Here is a 21,161-nt window from a genome sequence, read left to right on the forward strand (position 1 = left end):
ATTATCTCATATGAAATTCACTTGGCTTTGGACCTTTACGCTCATCGCGATTTAGGTTATTAATTTCATCCATTTCATTAGTAGACAGCTCGAAATCAAATACATTGAAATTCTCTTCAATGCGGGATGGAGTAACCGATTTAGGAATAACAATTGTATCCTTTTGCAAGTGCCAGCGTAAAACGGTTTGAGCAGCTGTTTTCCCATGCTTCGCTGCGATATTTTTAATCGTTTCATTTTGCAGCACTTCTCCGCCTTGATGAAGCGGGCTCCATGCTTCTACAAAAATCTCATGTTTCGCACAAAATTCTTTTAACTCGTTTTGCGCAAGGAATGGATGACATTCAATTTGATTTAATACTGGCTTAATTTCACATTCTTTTAAGATGCGATCAAGATGTTCTAGCTCAAAATTACACACGCCAATCGCCTTTACCCGGCCGTCTTTATAAAGCTGTTCCAGTGCTTTATAAGTTTCTACATATTGATCGAATTCAGGTGTTGGCCAATGAATTAAGTATAGGTCAACATAATCAAGCCCTAGTCTTTCTAAGCTTTCATCGTAAGCGCGTAATGTGTTGTCAAAGCCTTGATCGCTATTCCAAACCTTTGTCGTAATAAAGAGCTCTTCTCGAGGAATCCCTGACTCTTTAATTGCTTTTCCGACACCATTTTCATTCTTATAAATCATAGCTGTATCAATTGATCTGTAGCCTACTTCTAAAGCTTTTGCGACTGATTCAGCTGCCTGTTCGTCTTCCACCTGCCACACACCATAACCAAGCTGAGGCATTTTTAAGCCGTTATTTAACGTTACAAAATTCATCTTTCACATCTCCCATCTGTATGTACTATGTTAATAAACATTATATAAATCAAAAGATCTTATCCTTATTGTAAATTAAATAATAATTATTTTCCAATATTTTCACTATGAAGGTCAAAGTTAATGCTAGTTTAGGCTATTTTTCCTTCTGAGGGGCAACACAGCCTTTGACTTTTTAAAATTACACCTATTGACAACTTTGAGGCAATGAATATATGAAAATTGTAATTGATATTATTCAAAATAAGTCGTATAGTAGTTTTGATGGTGACTGAGGGAAAAACCGGATGTATATTTAGTAAAACTCTGGTACTAATATTATTAGGTTTGTTTTCTATACTTACTTTTGTGAAATATCACACAAGACAGAATTTTCCTTCGGTTTATAGTAAAATATTTACATAAAGGGGAAGAGGACATGACTGCAACGCTTACTCAACCAAAACCTGAACAAGAACTTGTGTCGTATCAAGATAAACTCGATATTCTTGATCAGCTTTTAAAGCCTGAGGTACAAGATTCCTTAACAACATTAGTAGAACAGCTGCCAAAATTAACTGAGCTCGTGACGATTTTAAACAAGTCATATGACTTTGCTCAATCTGTGGCAACTGATGAAGTATTAAAGAATGATACAGTAAGCGCAATTACTGAAATTGCTAATCCAATTAAGGACACTGTTAAGCAAATCGCTGCTACGGCTATCGAAGCAAAAGATCGTGCGGATGAAAGCCATGAAGTTATTGGGTTATTCGGAGTATTAAAGATGCTGAAAGACCCTCAAGCACAGAAGCTTTTCCGTTTCGTTAACGCTTATCTTCAAATCACTTCAGAGAAGAATAGCCAACAATAATTCTTTTAATACAACTAGTTAAGGACGGGATAAAACATGTCAAAACATATCGTGATCATAGGGGCAGGTTATGGCGGAGTACTATCAGCTTTAACTGTTCGTAAATATTTAAATAGTGATGAAGCATATGTAACTGTAGTTAATCAATACCCAACACATCAAATTATTACAGAGCTACACCGTCTTGCAGGGGGAACAATCTCTGAGAAGGCTATTTCTATGCCTTTAGAAAAGCTATTCAAAGGCAAAGATATTAATGTAAAAATTGCTAAAGTTGAATCATTCTCTGTTGATCAAAAGACAGTTGCGCTTGATGATGGTTCAACATTAACATATGACGCTCTTGTTGTTTCTCTTGGAAGTAAAACAGGCTACTTCGGAATTCCTGGCTTGGAAGAAAACAGCATGGTGTTAAAGTCTGTGGATGATGCGAATAAAATTTTCAATCATATCGTTGACAGAATTAAAGAATACAGCAAAACGAAGAACGAAGCAGATGCGACGATTGTTATCGGCGGCGGTGGCTTAACTGGTGTTGAGCTAGTTGGGGAAATCGTTGATAATATGCCAAAAATCGCAAAAAGCTATGGCGTAAATCCGAAAGATTTAAAAATCAAGCTTGTTGAAGCGGGTCCAAAGATTCTTCCAGTATTGCCAGACCATTTAATCGAGCGTGCAACTACTAGCTTAGAAGGTCGCGGAGTTGAATTCTTAACAGGTCTTCCTGTGACAAATGTTAACGGCAATGTAATCGACCTGAAAGATGGTACACAAATTACAGCCAATACATTTGTTTGGACTGGCGGTGTTCAAGCTCTTCCAATTGTTGAACAATCTGGACTTGCTTGTGATCGCGGCCGTGCAACTGTTAATGAATTCCTTCAATCATCATCTCACCCTGACGTGTTTGTTGCCGGTGACAGTGCAGTGGCATTCCCTGAAGAAGGTGGCCGTCCATATGCGCCAACCGCTCAAAATGCATGGCAAATGGGTGAGCTAGTAGGCTACAACTTATTTGCATACTTCCAAGATAAAGATTTTGAAAAGTTTGCCCCAGTTAACTCTGGTACACTAGCTAGTCTTGGCCGCAAAGATGCTGTAGCGACAATTGGTGCTAACGAAACATCACTAAAAGGACTTCCTGCATCTCTTATGAAGGAAGCAAGTAATGTTCGCTATTATACACATATTAAAGCGTTATATACTTTGGCATACTAAAAAAAAATGCGGAAGCGCCTCGATGGAAAAACATCGACTAAAAGCCGAGACGTCTTGTACGTCGGGGATAGGCGCTGAAGCTAGACAATAGAAAAAGACAGCAGGCAGAATTTATCTCGCCTGCTGTCTTTTATTTTAATTATAAACCTTCTCCCTGTTCTTCAAACAGCTTTACAATATTAACAATGACACTCACTGCTTTTTCCATATTATCAACAGAAATATATTCATACTTACCGTGATAGTTTTCGCCACCAGTGAATATATTTGGGGTTGGCAGTCCCATATAGGAAAGCTGTGAGCCGTCTGTGCCGCCGCGAATTGGCTTAATAATTGGGCTAATATCTAACATTTCCATTGCTTTGTGGGCAATGTCGACAATTTCCTTAACAGGTTCAATTTTTTCCTTCATATTGTAATATTGATCATTCATTTCAAGAATGATATTTTTGCTGCCATATTTATTCTGCAGCTCATTTACGATTTCTTGTAAATTGTTTTTTCTAGCATTGAATTTTTCTTTATCGAAATCACGAATAATATAGCTTAGCTTTGTTTCTTCAACATCACCATTTACAGAGAGAAGATGATAGAAGCCTTCATAACCTTCTGTCAATTCAGGTGCTTCGTCGGCAGGCAGCTTTGCGTTTAATTCCATTGCAATTTTGGCTGAATTCACCATTTTGCCTTTCGCGGTCCCGGGATGAATATTATTCCCCTTTACCGTGATTTTTGCAGCCGCAGCATTGAAGCTCTCATATTCAAGCTCGCCAAGTGGTCCGCCGTCCATTGTATAAGCATATTTTGCATTGAAGGCTGCGACATCAAATTTATGTGGGCCTCTGCCAATTTCTTCATCAGGAGTAAAGGCCACTCTAATTTTTCCATGCTTAATTTCCGGATGATTAATTAAGTATGCCATCGCCGTCATAATTTCAGCAATACCAGCTTTATTATCCGCTCCAAGCAATGTGGTCCCATCAGTAGTAATTAGAGTGTGCCCTTTATATAGGCTCAAGCTCGGGAAGTCACTTGGGGAAAGAACAATATGTAAATCTTTATTCAAGCTAATTTCATTTCCATCATAGTTCTCATGAATTTGCGGTTTTACATTCGCTCCAGTAAAATCAGTAGCTGTATCTAAATGAGCTAAAAATCCGATTGTCGGAACGTTTTTATTTGTATTAGCAGGCAATGTTGCCATCACATATCCATTTTCATCGATTGATACTTCTTCCATGCCAATCGCTTTTAACTCATCAACGAGTAAATTCGCCAAAGTTAGCTGCCCTTGAGTTGAAGGACATGTTTCATTTGCTTCATTCGATTGTGTGTCAATTTTTACGTATGTAGTAAATCTTTCAATAATTTCTTTTTTCATCTCTACAGCTCCTTTATATGGTACTATTACTATTTTATCATAAATGAATAAATCTTACTTCTATGCTTAAAAACCTCTTCATTCCTACATTATATACTAGTTTGTGTCCAGTTTGAAAATAATGACAAATAAACAAAATCCATGTATCTTAGTGTATAATTGTACAATATCGTAACTTTTTCAGCGAAGGGGATATACATAATGAATCAAAATCCAATTTCCTATATTGATGAAAAGCGAGAAGAGATTCTTCGAACGTATCAGGAGCTTCATCAGCTTGCCGAGCCAAGCTGGGAGGAGAGGAAAACGTCGGCTTATATTCGTGAGAAATTAACAAATGCAGGATTCCATGTAAAAACATTTTCGGAACATTACGGTTTGATTGTAGATATACAAGGAGAATCAACAGATGTAATCGCTCTTCGTGCAGATATGGATGCTTTAATACAAGAAGTGGATGGGGAAATTTGCGCAAATCATTCTTGTGGCCATGACGGTCATAGCACGATGGCCCTTTATACGGCTCTTGCTTTAGCACAATCAGGAAAGTCCTTTCGTCATACTGTACGATTTATTTTTCAACCTGCAGAAGAAAAAGCAGAAGGGGCATTGAAGATGATTGAAGCCGGTGCACTGGAAAATGCAAAGTTTCTTAGCGGCATTCATGTGCGCCCAGCTTTAGAAATTCCTTTTCAAAAGGCCGCACCTGTCATTCTTCATGGATCTACAGCAAGCATCCAAGGGTTTATTCAAGGGACCCCTGCCCATGCGGCAAGACCCGAAGAGGGGAATAACCCGCTAGAAGCAGCTGCATTTTTAATTCAGGCCATTCGGCAAATCCGCTTAAAGGATAATCATAAATATTCGATAAAAATTACCGAGCTTCGTGGTGGAGAAGCATCCAATTTAATTCCCGAAAAAGTTCAATTTACTTTTGACTTAAGAGCTGAGACAAATGAAACGATGGATCAGCTAATAAAGAAAGCGGAACACACGATTAAGAAATTGGCTGAACTTACTGAAACAAACATCGAATATAGTCTTGGAGAATATTCACCTGCAGCCGTTCGTAACGAGAAAGCGATGGAGCTTGGGAAGAGCGCTATTTCCGCCATTCTTGGTGAAGAAAACTTTGTGCCAGAATGTCCTTCACCTGGAGCCGAAGATTTTCACTTTTATACTTTAAAGAAAGCAGATCTTTCAGCAACAATGATTGCATTAGGCTGTGACCTTAAGCCGGGACTTCATCATCCGAAAATGACTTTTAATCAGGATGCGCTAATATATGGGACAAAAATTCTAACTAGTCTTTTGCTAGAAGCTGATAAGAAGAAGTGGTAAAAAGGATTTTAATGAAGACCTCCAAAAATAATAAAAAAGGAGGTCTTTTTACTATGTGGAAAAAGAATTAAAATTGATTAAATAGAATTTGGGCGAAATGAGGGATTTAACCCTTAACAGGTTTCGACTTTTTTCTTATAAATGCAATTAATAATAGAAGCATCGGTATAAGCGTTTGAATAATAAATGCATAAAAGGGAAAGTAAACGCTACTTTCATGTGATAATGCCATCATGTTTGGAATGGACCAAAAACTAAATTCAACTAATAAAATTCCTATTGGCCAAACTATTGACCGATAATCCGAAAGATTTAACAACTGTGTGGTACTTAAAACCACTGCGTAATAAAATACAGTGATTTTGATAAAAGCTCCCAAAATCCAAACAGCCATGGTGATGGCGTCTAAGTTCTCAAAGAAATCAGCATAGCTGATATATCTGCTTACATTCATTAAAGGGTATACCTTTGTGGATGTTGTCGTACCTAATACAAAAAGAACGGTTAAATTCAAAATAACTAATGTAATCATCACCCAAAAAACAGTCATCATTCCGTATTTATAGGCCTTCTCCTTATCAGTTAGGTATGGCAGTAGGAAAATGATTATGATGATTTCACCAAACCATCCGCTTGTTGGGATAGCTCCTTTTATAGGCGATATCATTCCCCGCTCTAAGATAGGTAAGATATTTCCTAGTTCAAATTCTGGGCTTAGCAAGACAATTAACAAGATAAAAGGAATGACAAATATAGGAAAAATCAATTGACAAACTCTGCTTATTACTTCTAGACCTGCATGAACAGTAAAAGCACTAAGCAGCACCATTGATGAAATAATAACAACAAGAGGAGTTTTAAATAAAAAAGAGCTAACAATGAATTCGCCGTAATCCCTAATAATTTGACCCGTTGTTAGGATAAAATAAAGTAAAAAAATGAAACTAAGTACTTTTCCAAGGAATTTTCCAATAATTAGTTCATTCATTTGAATGATTGTTTTGTCAGGAAAAAGCTTGTGAAGTTTATAAATAACGAACATCGTAATAAATCCAATGATTGATGCTAAAATAGGAGATAACCACATATCTTGTCTAGCATAGTTTGCAGTAGTGCTTGGAATTGAAAGGATGGCAGTAGCCATAATAGTTGGATACATTAGCATGGCCATTTGCAAGGAAGATATTTTGATATTTTTCATCATACTGATAACTTTCTCCTTTCACTTCACAATAATATTACTTTTCCATAAAAACGGCTATTGGCTTTAATACATGCTCAATCCACTTAGCAGGTCCACCAATATATAAAAGATCAAACATTGATAGAAATAATCCTATAAGAAGAAGTCCAATGAAGGCGCTAATATCCCTTTTCGGCTTTTTTTTCAATTGTGGCCATTGCAAATAAATGATGACCATTATGATAATCGCTGTAGCAAAAAAGGTTCCCCATTTCATAAGATTAATCTCCCTCTTCAACAGTTAATTTAGTTGGTTTTGTAATATATCCTTCTCTGCGAATATGTCCTTTAAAATCATAGTTTAATTTTATGTTTGGGAATACCTCATCCCAATGCTGGCTTACTTTATTCCACTGTTTTGGATACTTTCTATGGAACTTCTTGGCAAAGCCAACGACATCAGCTTCTAGCTCATTCTGAATTTTCGGAAGCACTAATTCAATTCGTTTTTTTATCTCATCTGTTAACGCTTTTTCCACTAATTTTAAATCATTTGGGTTTGCAAGATTAAAATTTGTATTGTTTTGTATAACTGTACCCTCAGTTTCAATTTTTATTTTCATTATCCAATTTTCCCCTCGTATATATGGGGTTAAATCTACTTTCGCGGTTACTGGATATATTGAGAGAATTCCTTTTCTATTTTTCCCCTCAATAGTGACTGTGTAATTTTTGATTTCATTCCTTAACCAGAGGATACCTCTAGTCTCTTTTACGGAAATGTCCCCAATCATTTTATCTTTTTTAAAGATAGCTGACCCGGTAATTTTAGGATATGGATAGGACTTCTTTTTAATTTTTTCTGTCGCTATTTTTAAGTAAGGCAGGATGGCCGTTTGGGCATCGCCATTAAGCATTTCGTCCAGGTCTTTTAATGTAACTTTTATTCCAGAATCAAATTCAACTATTTCCTTAATTGTATCTGCTGAATCTCGTTCAAGATTTGGCTGTAATTCAAGAATTTCTTTTGCTTTTCCTTTACTAACAAATACGTAAGATCTTTCTCGTGGCTCTGGTTGGCGAAGAAGGAAATCTAACTCATCTAGAATGCCTTCTTTTGCCCTTTTTTCGCCAAATATGAATACTTTGCATTGTCCCCAAAAGATTTTTCGAGGTAAATCGGCTTGGAGCTTCGATAATGCATCTGCCAAATTAATTCCACTTTGAGATACAACCATAGTTACAGGATTTCCACTTGCGCCCCCGCCCCCGCCTCCTCCTTGACCGCCGCTGCTAATAGATTTAGGAATAAATATTTGGAGTGAAATTTCAATATTCTTTTCCTTATTATCGATGGCTGCTGCAGTAACGATCGCTAAGTCATTAACCTCCACGCGATCCCAGCAACCGCTTAATAGAAAAAGCAGGGAGGTGAAAAATATGATAGAAAGTAGGAGCTTGATAAAAAGAACTCCTTTTTTAAACATTTCGATCAACTTCTTTCATTAATTTTTCTATTCACCTTCCCTTTGCGGACCTGGTTTTTGGTTAGGAGCTTGTCTATACAGATTCGTTTCTCCGGTTAAACGGGGACGTCTATTCATCATCCATAATGGGGATTTCCAAAGTACATCCTTTAATTGATGACCTTTCAGTGGTGCAAGTGTAGATAAATAGGGCACACCAAAGGAACGTAGGCTGCAAAGATGAATAGCTATAGCAAGGATTCCCATTACAATACCAAGCAAACCTAAAGAACCTGCTAAAAATATGATTGGAAAACGAATGATTCGAATGGCCATACCAGCAATATAACGAGGGACCATAAAGGAAGCAATCCCCGTAATGGCTACCACAATGACCATTGGAGCGGAAACTAATCCCGCTTGTACAGCCGCTTGGCCGATTACTAATGCCCCAACAATACTGACAGCAGCCCCAACTTGCTTCGGCAATCGAATCCCTGCCTCACGAAGTGCTTCAAACGTACTTTCCATTAACAGTACTTCTACTAGGGCAGGAAATGGAACACTTTCCCTAGCGGCAGCAATACTTAGCAGTAAAGCGGCGGGCACCATTTCTTGGTGGTATGTTGTAACAGCTACATACAATGATGGAAGTAGAAGGGACATGACCAAAAAGAGATAGCGTAACCACCTTATTAAACTGCTTATAAAGAATCTTTGATAATAATCCTCTTGCGATTGCAGTAAGGAAAAAAAAGTAATTGGGGCTACTAGACAGAAGGGCGTTCCTTCAACCAAAATAGCCGCACGACCTTCTAATAAATTCGCACATACAACGTCTGGACGTTCTGTTGACAAAACTTGTGGAAATGGAGAATAAGATTGATCCTCAATCATTTCCTCGATATACTCACTTTCCAAAATTCCATCTATCTCTATTCGTTGTAACCGGTTTGTCATTTCTTCTATTAGAGTTTTGTCCGCTAAACCCTCAATATAAGCAAGTGCAACAGTCGTGTTCGTATAAGTTCCAATTTTCATCGTTTGCATTTTAAGAGCAGGGCTCTTAATAATTCGTCGTAACTGTGAAATACTTACCTGCAAAGATTCTGTAAAGCCTTCACGCGGTCCTCTTATTCCTGATTCTGCCGTCGGTTCCTCTATACTTCGCTTTTCCCATTTAGCCAACCCTAAGGAAAAGCCATCATTTTCTCCTTCATACAAAAGAAGTGGATTACCAGATGAGATCGATTCAATGCAATCCTTCAATAAATGGATTCTTTTCACTTTAGAAACAGGAATTTTTTGTTCAAGTAATTCGTGGAACACTTGAGATGAATGATCTGTTTCCTGCATAAGAGGGGAAAGAATATATTTTTCAATTCCATCATTATCAGATAGTCCCTCAATAAAAATAATCAAAGCTTTTTTCTTTCCAAAAAGTAAAAAGGACCGAAAAACGACATCTGAACAGTTTTCATAAATTGTGCGGAGAATAATTTCATTATCACTGAAATTTTTGAGATGGGAATCCTTATGCACGGTCCCTTCATTATTAGCTACCGTTTGATTTTTCTTTGTTTTCGTCTTTCCTAATAATTTTTCAATGCTGCGAATCAAGAGGGATCACCCCGCTATTCCAAAAGTGCTATCCTTATCTATGTTTCTTTATTTTGGCTTTTTTATGCAGGGGAGGTCTAAATGGTTATTATTCATTTTTAAAATGATCCCCAAATCATGCATCTTTATTAAATATGTAAGGAAGAATGTACATATGGCCGAATCTTATCTGGGTTTCATTTGAACCTTGGGAAAGTAAGAAAGCGTAAAGGCGCCAGACAATAATTAAAATGTCAATGGCGCCTTATTGATAAATCTGTTTGGCAAATTGAGACAAATATTTAGTACTTAATCTGCTATGTTGGGAAATTAAATGGGCAGATCTTGTTGCGTTTTTTCTCCTTAATGTATTAAGGTCTTCAATCATCCCTTCTTCTGTTTTAATGCCAATTCCATGCCCAAAGTATTGGCCATTTCCAAGATAAACGGCATTTTCCCCCATCCATACTGGATGGTTATAATCAGGATTATAAAAGTAAACAACATCTCCAGGTATAAAATCATGGCCTTTCTTCGTCACAATACTTAAATCTTGATCATGGTTCCAATCCCAAAGTAACAATCTTTGAAATAAAGTATTAAAAAAACTTAATGGAATTAAATCAAGCACAGCTTTATAAAAAATAATAACAATTGCTGTAGAACATTCAAATGCATATTCTTGGCTGTTGTTAAAAATATCCTTAATGCCATCTGAAGCAAATATATCAGGATGAAGTAAATACCCATATTTAGTTTTCGTCCAAATTTCTGGATTAAATTTAGAAGTAGAAAATGGGGTGAATTTTGCCTTGCTTTTACTTAGATCCTCTGCTGCTAATATAATATGCTCCCTTAAATCTATATCAAATAGCAATTCCTGGAGTGAGTCATATTCAAATATTTCAGGACTGCTTTCTAATGCGATAAATATGTCTCTTTGAATGCCATGAAATCTGCTGGGATCTGGCTTCATTTCGTAATTAGCAATAATAATCAAGTGCGTAAAACCTCCTTCATAAATAAGTAATGAAATGTTCATAATAAATTTCTTTACAAATAGAACATATCAATGCTAATTTATTTAAATAATATGTTTGTTAGAATGGGGGTATGAGTAATGAGAATGGATAAAGAAATTATTAAATTTATTCGTAAAAGCTATGAGATGAATCAACGTGATTTCGCAAAAATTGTCAGCTGCAGTTTTTCATTAATTGCCCTTGTGGAAGTCGGTAAGCGAAGAGTAACGGCGAATTTAGAAGAAAAAATAAAAACGGCTTTTGATTTAGATGATCAACAAATACAGTCCATCGCCTCACTCGTATCAGAAATTAGCAAGGGAGTACCACCGTTTATGTAAAATAGCCTTCATGTTTTATGTAGCACGAACTGAAAAGTTTGACTATATGACAAACCCCGTAATAGTCTACATAAATTGCTCTAATTAACCCAAATATCACCACATCGACTTTTCTTTAAAGTGAATCGAGCGCTCAAGCTTCGGTTACATTAAAATAGAGCAAGAATACTTGCTCACAAAAAAATCGTGGTGGGAGTGATGTATCATGGCAAGAAACAAACTTGTGGTTCCCGGTGCTGAAAATGTATTGGATCAAATGAAAAATGAGATCGCCAATGAGTTTGGAGTTCAACTTGGTGCAGATACGACCGCGCGAGCAAACGGTTCCGTCGGTGGCGAAATGACGAAACGTCTCGTCGCTATGGGACAGGAACAATTGAAAAACCAGCAGGGATAACTGCTAATAAGGGACCCTCCTTTGAGGGTCTCTTTATTTTGGACAAGTTTTTTCGTTAGATTCATTAGTGAAACTTTTCTTCTTTAGGCTAATATCCAAGAATACATGTAGGATTTTACATACTATTTATTGGGTACGAAAATATATATAAGATAAATGCGGAGGAAATGAACGGCTACGGTACCCTCATTATCCATATTATTATTCAAATGGCTATTGGTATTAATAAAAGGCAAAGCTCTACATTTCAGTGTGCAGAGCTTTTTTATTCCTTCCAATCTTTATAAATGACTACTCCACCCGTTAACTCTAATGTATTTCGCTCTCCTTTATAGAAAAGCTTGCCATCTTCATTCACAATTAAGTTTTCATAAGTGAAAATCTGATTTCCAGTCGGCAAATGAATAATGACTTTTTCGCCGAGATCTTTTTTGGGTGCCTCTATTTTAATTAAGCTTTGGGAATAAAAGTATAATACGGTAAGTAAAGCTATACATAGGAAAAAGAGCATAATAAAACGGTAGCTAATTGCCCTTTTTACTTTAGCCGAATATCTCTCAGACCTTGACATTGCTTTTGAATGCCCTCCTTGCATAAAAAACACGAATCTTTGAGTATCGTATGCGTGAAGAAAGCATGTGATGACTGAAAAAGATGACAACTAATCAAAGATAGGAAAAATTCATTAAAATTTTTGTAAAAAAAATATAAAAATTGAAACATTTATGTATGTTAATTCGTAGTTAAGCTATAGCAGGTAAAGAAAATTTAAAGGAGGGATAAAAATCTGATGGAGCTATTCGGCATTCCAATTCAAACCGTTTATCTGTACACACTTATCATTTCTGGCAGTTTAATTATTTTGTACTTATTTTTCGGAGATATTATCGAAGGAATCTCTGAAGCTACTAGTTTTCTTAATCCTGTTCTTGTACTTGCCTTTCTTACTTTTTTGTCTGCGATAGGCTATTTACTTGAAACTTTAACTGAAATGAATAGTATCCTCATTATTGTTATTGCCGCAATAGTCTCGCTTATTTTAGACGCATTGCTCAATGTCTTTGTTCTTATACCTTTAGCTAATTCTGAAGAATCTCTTGTCTATACGGAAGATTCATTGAAAGGGAGATTAGGAAATATCCTTATTACAATACCCGAGGATGGATTTGGTGAGGTATTAATTGAGAGTATTAGCGGCAGAATTTCAAAGCCCGCTGCAAGCTTTGATAATAAAGCAATTGCAGAGGGAACGAAGGTGCTTGTAGTTGATGTAAAAGACGGGGTTCTATATGTGGTGCCACATAATCAATATTAGATAGGAGGAGAGTTTATGCTCACCACTTGGATTATTATCGGAATTGTTGCTTTTTTATTAATTGCATTATTAGGCGTATTTATCACGAAATACCGCACAGCCGGACCTGATGAGGCGTTGATTGTGACGGGAAGCTATTTAGGAAGTAAAAATGTTCATGTTGATGAATCAGGCAATAAAATTAAAATTATTCGCGGTGGAGGTACATTTGTTCTTCCGGTATTCCAGCAAGCCCAACCATTAAGTTTATTATCTAGTAAGCTAGAAGTTTCTACACCTGAAGTATATACAGAACAGGGTGTTCCTGTCATGGCAGATGGGACTGCGATTATTAAAATCGGGGGTTCTATCGGGGAAATAGCGACAGCTGCAGAGCAATTTCTTGGAAAATCGAAGGAAGATCGCGAAAATGAAGCAAAAGAAGTACTGGAAGGTCACTTAAGATCCATTCTTGGCTCAATGACTGTGGAAGAGATTTATAAAAATCGTGATAAGTTTTCTCAAGAGGTACAAAGAGTTGCTTCACAAGATTTGGCAAAAATGGGGCTAATTATCGTATCATTTACGATAAAGGATGTTCGCGATAAAAACGGCTATTTAGATTCATTAGGAAAACCAAGAATTGCCCAAGTGAAGCGTGATGCTGATATCGCAACTGCAGAGGCAGAGAAAGAAACACGCATAAAGCGCGCTGAAGCTGATAAAGACGCACAAAGGGCAGAGCTTGAAAGAGCAACAGAAATTGCTGAAGCGGAAAAAGAAAATCAAATGAAAATGGCAGATTACCGCAGAGAGCAGGATATTGCAAAAGCACGTGCAGACCAAGCTTATGATCTTGAAACAGCCCGTGCAAAACAAGAAGTTACTGAACAAGAAATGCAAATTAAAATTATTGAGCGCCAGAAACAAATTGAATTAGAAGAAAAAGAAATTCTTAGAAGAGAACGCCAATATGACTCTGAAGTAAAGAAGAAAGCGGATGCGGACCGCTATGCAGTCGAGCAGGCTGCCGAAGCAAATAAGAAAAGGCAAATGGCTGAAGCTGATGCGAGTAAATATTTGATCGAGTCTCAAGCACGTGCTGATGCTGAGCGTGTACGAGTGGACGGATTGGCTAAAGCGGAATCTCAAAGAGCACAAGGGGAGGCTGAAGCTGAAATCATTCGCTTAAAAGGTCTTGCTGAAGCAGAAGCGAAGCGAAAAATCGCGGAAGCATTTGAGCAATATGGGCAAGCAGCTATTATGGATATGGTTTTAGAAATGCTTCCTGAATATGCGAAGCAAGTGGCAAGTCCGCTTTCTAATATTGATAAAATAACTGTTGTTGACACAGGAAGTGACGGAAAAAATGGCGGTGCTAATAAAATCACCGGCTATGCAACAAACTTGATGTCTACAATGCAGGAAAGTTTAAAAGCTTCTTCTGGAATTGATGTAAAGGAGCTTTTGGAGAACTTCTCTGGTAAAGGAAATATACGTCAAAGCATAAATGAACTTACACATGAATTAACAACAAACAAAGATAATCAAGAAGCTGAAAAAGAATAATACAGACTCGTAAACAAGATGCTGATCTTATTGATTAGCATCTTTCTTTTTGTTTAGCTCCAGTACCTTGAGGCGTTGGAGCTTTTTCTGTGTTAGGCCTGTACTAGTGAAACTACCCAAAAATTGTGTATTTGTCTATCGCACAAACTTAAGTATTTGAATAGGATATATGGAATCAAATAAAGGAGGTATTCGATTATGGGAGATGGCGTTGGATTTGGATGCGGTGGAGGTTTTGCTCTACTTGTCGTATTGTTCATCTTATTAATTATTATTGGTTGTTCTTGCGGCGGTGGATTTGGCTTTATTTAATAGTTAAACTACCGAAATCGTAAAGGAGGAGATAGCATGTTTGGTGGATTTGGCGGTGGCTTCGGCGGTGGCTTCGGCGGTTGCGGTTTTGGCGGCTTCGGCGGATGTGGTTTTGGCGGTAGCTTCGCATTAATCGTAGTCCTATTTATCTTGTTAATTATTGTCGGTGCATCATGTTTTGGTTTTGGAGGTTGCTGCTAGTTAGTGAAGGCAAGAGAGCATACCTCTCTTGCTTTTTGCTGAGCTTTAGGAATAATAGCACTTTTTAAAAACAGGCCCATTTTAAAAACAGGGCCCGTCTTTTGTTACTTAATTTTCTACACTTTCGCTTTCTACCTCACTAGCTTCTTCTTCAAGATTATTTTTTCCTTTGTTGCCTTTTCCATTGTTATCTTTATCTTTTTTCTTTTTTTCATTAATATATAGCTTGCCAGCAGCAATTTTACGAGACTCATTGCCATAGCCATCAGTTACTTGCACTTCTATTTCAGCGCCAGGTGCTTTTACATTAGAAGTGGCTGTATAATAACCGACATAATGTCCTGGTGAAGTTTCCATCATTGGAAGTGAATTAGCATCAGCAAGCTGCCCGCCAGTGTTTGTTAATGGCATTCTAATTGCAAAAGTTGCTTTTAGGCCAGGTTCGCTGTCAAATTCAATTTTTACGGATTCGCCCTTCTTCAATTCCTTATCCTCTGTTGGAAGAAGATTTTCGATTACTGGTGCTGTATATTTTGCATTAACGGTAATTGACTTCTCAGTAATATTTCCAGCCTTATCTTGTGCGATAACTGTGATTAGGTTTTCACCTTCATTCAGAAGAATACGAAGTGAGTATTTGCCACCAGTAATATTTGCATTTTGTCCATTAACCTTGACAGAGTCAAGATTTTCATCCGCAACTGTTCCTTCAACTGTTACGGTTTCTTTGTTTGTTTTTGATTTATCCACAGGAGCTATAATAGATAGTTCTGGGTTCGTTTTATCGAAGATGATTTTTACAGGGCTCGAAGCATCAGTGGATCCTAGAGCTGTTGTTACCTTGGCAGTCAATATATTTTCTCCTTCTGTCAATGCAACGTTGGCAGAGAATTTTCCAGTGTCGGTTGCTTCAGCGGTTGCAACTTCTTCACCATTATTGAAAATAGTGACCGTAGTAGATGGGGCTGTTGTACCTTCTACCGTTACTGTTCCTTCATTTGTAAATGTACCTTCTGCTGGTGTCGTTATCACAGGCGCAGTGACCTCATAATTAACAGTGGAACGGATCATATAGTTCCCTTCATCTTTAGGTGAAGGTGTCCAAGCTCCTCCAACTAGCTGCCAGCTTCGGTTCGCATTTGGTCCATTTTCATCTGTAGCTAAGCCAGGAGCATTTGGATTCGGAGCAGTTTGAATGTACACCATGTAGAAATCGCCGTTTACCATAATGCCATGCTCACTTAAGTCAACATGTGTCCATTCACCATTTCTTAGGGCAGTGGCATCAAATGGTCCTGCTAATTTTTTACCCGGAGCTCCGTCTTTTCCGCTTGCATCGTATACTTCAACTTTGAAAGCAGTACCGCCTGGGACTGGCCATTCTGTATCCCAGAATCGGAATAATCCGCCTGTTACCATTGCATTTTTATGGCCAGCAGCAAGGGACATTTTTACAGCCCATCCATTGCCGGCATCGTAGAATACGCGGGCATTTTCCGCTGTGCCATCATCATACCCAATTTCGCCTGGGAAACCGATGAAAGGCTTTAACTGTATATTTTTTTCTAAAGGAGTATCACTAATGCTGATAGCAATATCTTGGCTATAGTATGAAGGTGCCATCACCTTTAAAGTGTACTTTCCTTCATAAGCTGTAATTGAATATTGACCGTTTGCATTTGTTTCTACAGGCTGAACGGCAGCATCCTCTACTAAAAGAAGTGTAGCGTTTGCTACAGGCTTACCAGTTGCCATATTTGTTACAGTACCAGAAACTGTACCTTGCGGGATTGGCTCTAATACAAAATTAGCTGTCACTTCACGGTCTACCGGAATATGAACACTCTGTGCCTGTGAACGATATCCGTAAGCCTCTGCTTGCACAGTGAAGTCTCCAGAAGCATGTGTAAATTCATATGTGCCATCAGATGGTTTTGTAAAAACGGATCGGCCTGATTCTAAAATACTTACTTCAGCGGTTAAAGGAAGGAGAGCAGGGACAGGCTTTGTTTGTGTGCCCTTATCTTTTTCCACTTTATCTTTAACAGGTATAATTTTATTTGGATCGACCTTTTCTTCCTTTAGAGCGGGAGTGGAGTCATCTGTAGCTTCAGATGGATTTGTAATGCCATTCTGATTTTTAATAGCAGACTGAAGTGCTGTGTTTGATAGCCTTACATCATCAATGTACCAGCCAGGTCTTTGGACAGAAGCATCCGTTGTTACATTGAAGCCTATATAGATTCTTTGGCCGGAAAATTCGCTTAAATCTACTTCACCATCAATCCAGGCAGAAGTAATATCAGTGATGCGAAGCTTTTGTGTCCAGTTCACCATGTCAGTTGAGACTAAAACATGGCCAAAATCCCAGTTCCTTTCAAGGTTATACCATTGCTTGAACTGTAAGTATGCATTTCCTTCTGGGAGATCAATTGGCGGCATTACTAATGTCATATTGGCACTATTATCGTAATTTCCTGCAAGATTGGTAGCGTAAACCTTTTCTCCTGATGCAGCTTTGCCAGGTCCGGAGGTCGGCACTCCCCATTGCCAGCTATTCTTTACACCGAATGATGTCCAGCCAATCGGCTCGGATTCAAAATCCTGTGAATAGCCTATGGTAATGCCAGGCTTAACAGTAACTACGAAGTTATCTGTTATCACTTCATTTCCTCCAAAGTCATTGACCTTCCATTTATATGTGATGGATGGTACAGAAATCTCGTCTCCAGGTATCTTTACCTTGTAAACTCCATCTTTATAGTTTCCAGCTATTCTTTCCCCTTGAATAGAAGCCCAGCTACCGTCCGATTTTAAAAATTCAAGTTCAACGTTTAATACACTAACATTATCGGTTGCTCTTAATTCTAAGGAAAGATCCATTCCGGCGTATGTTTCTTGCGGAGCTTGGTGTGTCACTTCAGGTGCTTCACTATCGTTGCCTTCCTTAGCCACTTGCCCTTTTATTTTTCCTAGGCCGGAAATGACTGATGATACGGCATCATAAGCATTGACAAGACCATGCCCAAAGCCGTTATTTGGTGAATCTGGATACGCTCCATTCGTTAATGGGGTAGCAGATTGAATTAGTATTTCCTCAATATCCTCGACAGATAGGCTTGAATTGACTTGACGAAGCATGGCCGCAACTGCAGAAACATGCGGTCCCGCCATAGACGTTCCATTCCAACCGCCTTCATAGCCGCTTCCTGGAACGGAAGAACGAATATTTACACCTGGTGCAGAAATGTTAGGCTTAATTTCTCCATATGGTGATGGTCCTTGAAGGGAGAAGCTGCCTAATCCATTGTTAATGTCAGTTGCTCCTGTAGCAAAGGATTCGGGATAGTTCGCAGGATTAGCGATGGATCTTGGTCCCCCTGGATTCCCTAATGTTGTATTTCCTGCAGAGAATTCTGGGAAAATCTCGGCTGCACGCCAGGCTTGCACCATTGGGCGATACCACTCATCAAGACCTGGACCGCCGCCCCACGAGTTATTTACAACGTCAGGAGCTTTATCAGGATGTGGATTTCCCGAAGCGTCCTTCGGTGCTAATATCCACTCCCCTGCAGCAATGAGATTTCTATCTGAACCGCCAGCCGCCGTAAATGCTTTAACAGCAATCCATTTGGCACCAGGCGCTACTCCTATTTTGTTGGCTCCGTTAGGTTCAGAACCGACCATTGTGCCAGTTACGTGAGTACCATGGCCAATATCATCATATGGTGCGGATCGTCCAGCTGTTGCATCAAACCAGTTAAATTCATGTGTTGGAGTATTAGAACTGGCTGGATTATAGCCGCGATATTGTTCCTTTAGTGCAGGATGATCCCATTGCACACCGGTATCAATGGATGCAACTACTGTACCGGACCCATCAATTCCCATTTCCCATACAGCTGGTGCGCCCACTCTCTCAATATTCCATTCTATTGAATTCGTTTCTGCTTTAGGTTCTGTTTCTAACTGAGGGGAAGGGGGTTCGGCAACTTTTTCTGGAATATGAAGCTGTCTAATTTCATTAGGGAGAATTTTATCTACTTCAGGGAATGCTGCGATTTGTTCCATGACTTCCTTTGTAGCAGTAGCAGCTATGGCATTGACGATATAGAAGGATTCAACATCTGTTGCATTTCCTGCATTTTCCTGCTTTTTGAGAAATTCTATAACAGGACCTTGCGTTTCAACAGCAGTAGATCGTAAGGAGGAAAGGACGGCAGATCGTTTCATGTATTTTACTTTAGCAGGAGAATCTTTACTTAAAGCATTTTTCTCTGCATTTTTTGCTGCTAATGCAGTGTCAGCTTGTTCCTTGAACTTAATTAAAAACGTGACTTGTTCTTGATTGGCAAATTGTTCTTGTAATTTGCTGCTAATTTTACTTTTTGTAGCCTCTGGAGATGTTTTCTTTAATGAAGTATGCGGAGAACCATTTGTTTCCGCCTGCCCCATTTTCGGGTACATAAGTGGAAAGATCAAAAAAGCAATGCAAATAATACTCAGCCAACGGAATCGGGTAATTCTTTTTTTCTTCAAAATATTCCCTCCTTGTAGTGGTAAATAAATGCGCTAGCTGATTCTAAATGAAAATAATCACCTCCAAAAATGGGCCAAAAGGAAAACCCCTTGTTAAAGAAACTTTAGCTAATGAAAATAAAAAATGATGTCGAATAATCAGGGAGGAACAGGGCGTTAGATAAAAATGAGAGGAAGGGATTAGAGGAAGTTAACTTAACAAGATAGAAGGTACCAATAAATCCTCGGTCTATTGGACTAGAAGTAAGATGATTTACATAGAAAAAAGACATTTTAAAGATGAATTTGGAAAAAATAAGAAGAAAGAAGGTGCGGTCGGATTAACCGAATGGTCCTATAGTGAAAAAGGAAGGGTTTTTTAGATGTTGAGACTATTATCACGCTGGTGATTTACTAGAAGAAAAATTGACTAAAAATAGTGAATTAATCATGTGTGATAAATGATATTTTTTTCATTATTTAAGGCTTTGAAAAAACAACTGCCATAAAGTACTAGTAATTATGAAATCATTCTTTTTTCCTTTTTAATAGTAATAATGCGGGAGGAAAGATATATGTTTCAATAAACTTAATTTTCCTGCTTATCCCATACATTCCATGGAAAATATTAAGGTGTGGTGAATATAAACAATCCATGTTACGGTAGTATATGTTGATTGTGCACAATAGATTATTCAAATTAAACAATGGTTTTTAGAAAGATGGAGGAGATATGATGAAGAAATTTGCAGTAGCAATGCTAGCAGGACTCATGATGCTCTCATTCCAATTTACTCAATCAAAGAATAAACGTGTTTATGCTGAAACATTAGATCAGGTTGAGATATATACTGTTCAAAAAGGAGATACCCTTTTTGATATTGGTTTGAAAAAGGGAGTATCAGAGCTTGAGTTAAGAAATATTAATCATATAAAGTCAAATAAACCTCATTCAGGTCAAAAGCTTATTTTACCAAAGACGATCTCTAAGGCTGAAAAGGAATTGCTCGCACGGCTCGTACATGCCGAAGCAAAAGGTGAGCCTTATAAAGGTAAGGTAGCGGTCGCATTAGTTGTCTTAAATCGAGTGGAAGATCATCGATTCCCAGATAATATTAAAGATGTGATCTACCAAAAAAGACAGTTCCAGCCTGTTGATAATGGCTCAATAAATGATGCAGCTGATCATGATTCGAAAAAAGCTGTAATGGAAGCTTTAGCACTTGAGGGCCAAGATAATGACTCAGTTTATTTCTTTAATCCCGATAAAACTAATAGTAAATGGTTAAGAAGCAGAACAGTTACAACTGTGATTGGTAATCACCGTTTTGCAAAATAATATTTGCATTATGGGCGCATTTAATTTAAGCTTTTTATAAACACCCAGTATTTATAGAGGGTGAAATTCTCTATCTCAATAGAGAAGGGGTGGAAGTCATGTTATCAAATATTGGTTTTCCTGGCTTAATCTTAATACTTGTTCTTGCCCTTATCATTTTTGGACCGAAAAAGCTTCCGGAAATTGGAAGGTCATTAGGTGAGTCATTAAGGGAATTTAAAAAATCAACAAAAGGCATTATGGATGATTCAGAAGATAATAACACAAAAAAATAGTGTAATTTAAATAAAAAGATGAGGAT

General features: G+C 37.9%; 19 protein-coding genes and 1 pseudogene. 11 read left to right on the forward strand and 9 right to left on the reverse strand.

The window, feature by feature from the left end; all coding sequences use genetic code 11:
* Position 1: 1 nt before the first annotated feature.
* Positions 2 to 826, reverse strand: a complete 825-nt coding sequence (locus F7731_RS06505; protein WP_151533956.1) for an aldo/keto reductase — start codon at positions 824 to 826, stop codon at positions 2 to 4.
* A gap of 418 nt (positions 827 to 1,244) precedes the next feature.
* Here F7731_RS06505 and F7731_RS06510 point away from each other — a divergent pair, with 418 nt between their 5' ends.
* Entirely contained in the window at positions 1,245 to 1,679 is a 435-nt protein-coding gene (locus F7731_RS06510; RefSeq protein WP_151533957.1) for a helical membrane plugin domain-containing protein, read from the forward strand.
* A gap of 36 nt (positions 1,680 to 1,715) precedes the next feature.
* Positions 1,716 to 2,897, forward strand: a complete 1,182-nt coding sequence (locus tag F7731_RS06515) for an NAD(P)/FAD-dependent oxidoreductase (protein ID WP_151533958.1) — start codon at positions 1,716 to 1,718, stop codon at positions 2,895 to 2,897.
* A 139-nt stretch (positions 2,898 to 3,036) separates the two neighbouring features.
* On the opposite strand, the gene pepT is transcribed toward F7731_RS06515, so the two are convergent.
* A complete protein-coding gene (gene pepT, locus F7731_RS06520) occupies positions 3,037 to 4,278 on the reverse strand; it encodes a peptidase T (RefSeq protein ID WP_151533959.1) in 1,242 nt (413 codons plus the stop codon).
* Between the two features lie 201 nt (positions 4,279 to 4,479).
* Between pepT and F7731_RS06525 the strand changes: the two genes are divergently transcribed.
* Positions 4,480 to 5,619, forward strand: coding sequence for an amidohydrolase (locus F7731_RS06525; RefSeq protein WP_151533960.1), 1,140 nt, complete (start codon positions 4,480 to 4,482; stop codon positions 5,617 to 5,619).
* A 106-nt stretch (positions 5,620 to 5,725) separates the two neighbouring features.
* Here F7731_RS06525 and F7731_RS06530 read toward each other — a convergent pair whose 3' ends face one another.
* The 5 genes from F7731_RS06530 to F7731_RS06550 all read right to left on the reverse strand — a co-directional run bounded on the left by F7731_RS06530 (position 5,726) and on the right by F7731_RS06550 (position 10,867).
* Positions 5,726 to 6,823: a GerAB/ArcD/ProY family transporter gene (locus F7731_RS06530; RefSeq protein ID WP_246197147.1), complete on the reverse strand. Its 1,098-nt coding sequence runs from the start codon at positions 6,821 to 6,823 to the stop codon at positions 5,726 to 5,728.
* Positions 6,824 to 6,857: 34 nt separating this feature from the next.
* Complete coding sequence (locus F7731_RS06535; RefSeq protein WP_151533961.1) at positions 6,858 to 7,079, reverse strand: hypothetical protein; 222 nt, start codon at positions 7,077 to 7,079, stop codon at positions 6,858 to 6,860.
* A gap of 4 nt (positions 7,080 to 7,083) precedes the next feature.
* Positions 7,084 to 8,289 carry a Ger(x)C family spore germination protein gene (locus F7731_RS06540; RefSeq protein WP_151533962.1) on the reverse strand — a complete coding sequence of 402 codons (1,206 nt, stop codon included), beginning with the start codon at positions 8,287 to 8,289 and terminating at the stop codon, positions 7,084 to 7,086.
* Between the two features lie 27 nt (positions 8,290 to 8,316).
* Positions 8,317 to 9,888, reverse strand: coding sequence for a spore germination protein (locus F7731_RS06545; RefSeq protein WP_151533963.1), 1,572 nt, complete (start codon positions 9,886 to 9,888; stop codon positions 8,317 to 8,319).
* Positions 9,889 to 10,132: 244 nt separating this feature from the next.
* On the reverse strand, positions 10,133 to 10,867 hold the full coding sequence (locus F7731_RS06550; RefSeq protein ID WP_151533964.1) for a protein-glutamine gamma-glutamyltransferase: 735 nt from the start codon (positions 10,865 to 10,867) through the stop codon (positions 10,133 to 10,135).
* 126 nt (positions 10,868 to 10,993) lie between these two features.
* On the opposite strand from F7731_RS06550, the gene F7731_RS06555 reads away from it, so the two are divergent.
* Positions 10,994 to 11,230 (forward strand): helix-turn-helix domain-containing protein, encoded by a 237-nt coding sequence (locus F7731_RS06555; protein WP_151534417.1) that lies wholly within the window; start codon positions 10,994 to 10,996, stop codon positions 11,228 to 11,230.
* Positions 11,231 to 11,435: 205 nt separating this feature from the next.
* Complete coding sequence (locus F7731_RS06560; RefSeq protein WP_151533965.1) at positions 11,436 to 11,627, forward strand: alpha/beta-type small acid-soluble spore protein; 192 nt, start codon at positions 11,436 to 11,438, stop codon at positions 11,625 to 11,627.
* 265 nt (positions 11,628 to 11,892) lie between these two features.
* On the opposite strand, the gene F7731_RS06565 is transcribed toward F7731_RS06560, so the two are convergent.
* Positions 11,893 to 12,198, reverse strand: a complete 306-nt coding sequence (locus F7731_RS06565) for a hypothetical protein (RefSeq protein WP_151533966.1) — start codon at positions 12,196 to 12,198, stop codon at positions 11,893 to 11,895.
* A gap of 219 nt (positions 12,199 to 12,417) precedes the next feature.
* Here F7731_RS06565 and F7731_RS06570 point away from each other — a divergent pair, with 219 nt between their 5' ends.
* From F7731_RS06570 to F7731_RS26805, 4 genes and pseudogenes are all read left to right on the forward strand, one after another.
* Positions 12,418 to 12,942 (forward strand): NfeD family membrane protein, encoded by a 525-nt coding sequence (locus F7731_RS06570; protein WP_151533967.1) that lies wholly within the window; start codon positions 12,418 to 12,420, stop codon positions 12,940 to 12,942.
* 15 nt (positions 12,943 to 12,957) lie between these two features.
* Positions 12,958 to 14,490: a flotillin lipid rafts scaffold protein FloT gene (gene floT, locus F7731_RS06575; RefSeq protein ID WP_151533968.1), complete on the forward strand. Its 1,533-nt coding sequence runs from the start codon at positions 12,958 to 12,960 to the stop codon at positions 14,488 to 14,490.
* A 198-nt stretch (positions 14,491 to 14,688) separates the two neighbouring features.
* Positions 14,689 to 14,802 (forward strand): YjcZ family sporulation protein, encoded by a 114-nt coding sequence (locus tag F7731_RS06580; RefSeq protein WP_151533969.1) that lies wholly within the window; start codon positions 14,689 to 14,691, stop codon positions 14,800 to 14,802.
* Positions 14,803 to 14,910: 108 nt separating this feature from the next.
* A pseudogene (locus F7731_RS26805) lies at positions 14,911 to 15,003 on the forward strand (YjcZ family sporulation protein); the annotation flags it as partial.
* Positions 15,004 to 15,111: 108 nt separating this feature from the next.
* On the opposite strand, the gene F7731_RS06590 reads toward F7731_RS26805, so the two are convergent.
* Complete coding sequence (locus tag F7731_RS06590) at positions 15,112 to 19,470, reverse strand: S8 family serine peptidase (protein WP_425481990.1); 4,359 nt, start codon at positions 19,468 to 19,470, stop codon at positions 15,112 to 15,114.
* Positions 19,471 to 20,254: 784 nt separating this feature from the next.
* Between F7731_RS06590 and F7731_RS06595 the strand changes: the two genes are divergently transcribed.
* Together F7731_RS06595 and F7731_RS06600 are read left to right on the forward strand one after the other, a co-directional pair.
* Entirely contained in the window at positions 20,255 to 20,860 is a 606-nt protein-coding gene (locus F7731_RS06595; protein WP_425481983.1) for a cell wall hydrolase, read from the forward strand.
* A gap of 98 nt (positions 20,861 to 20,958) precedes the next feature.
* Positions 20,959 to 21,135 (forward strand): twin-arginine translocase TatA/TatE family subunit, encoded by a 177-nt coding sequence (locus tag F7731_RS06600; protein WP_151533973.1) that lies wholly within the window; start codon positions 20,959 to 20,961, stop codon positions 21,133 to 21,135.
* Positions 21,136 to 21,161 lie beyond the last annotated feature (26 nt).

The sequence above is a fragment of the Cytobacillus depressus genome, assembly GCF_008923245.1.
Taxonomy (GTDB): Bacteria; Bacillota; Bacilli; order Bacillales; family Cytobacillaceae; genus Cytobacillus; species Cytobacillus depressus.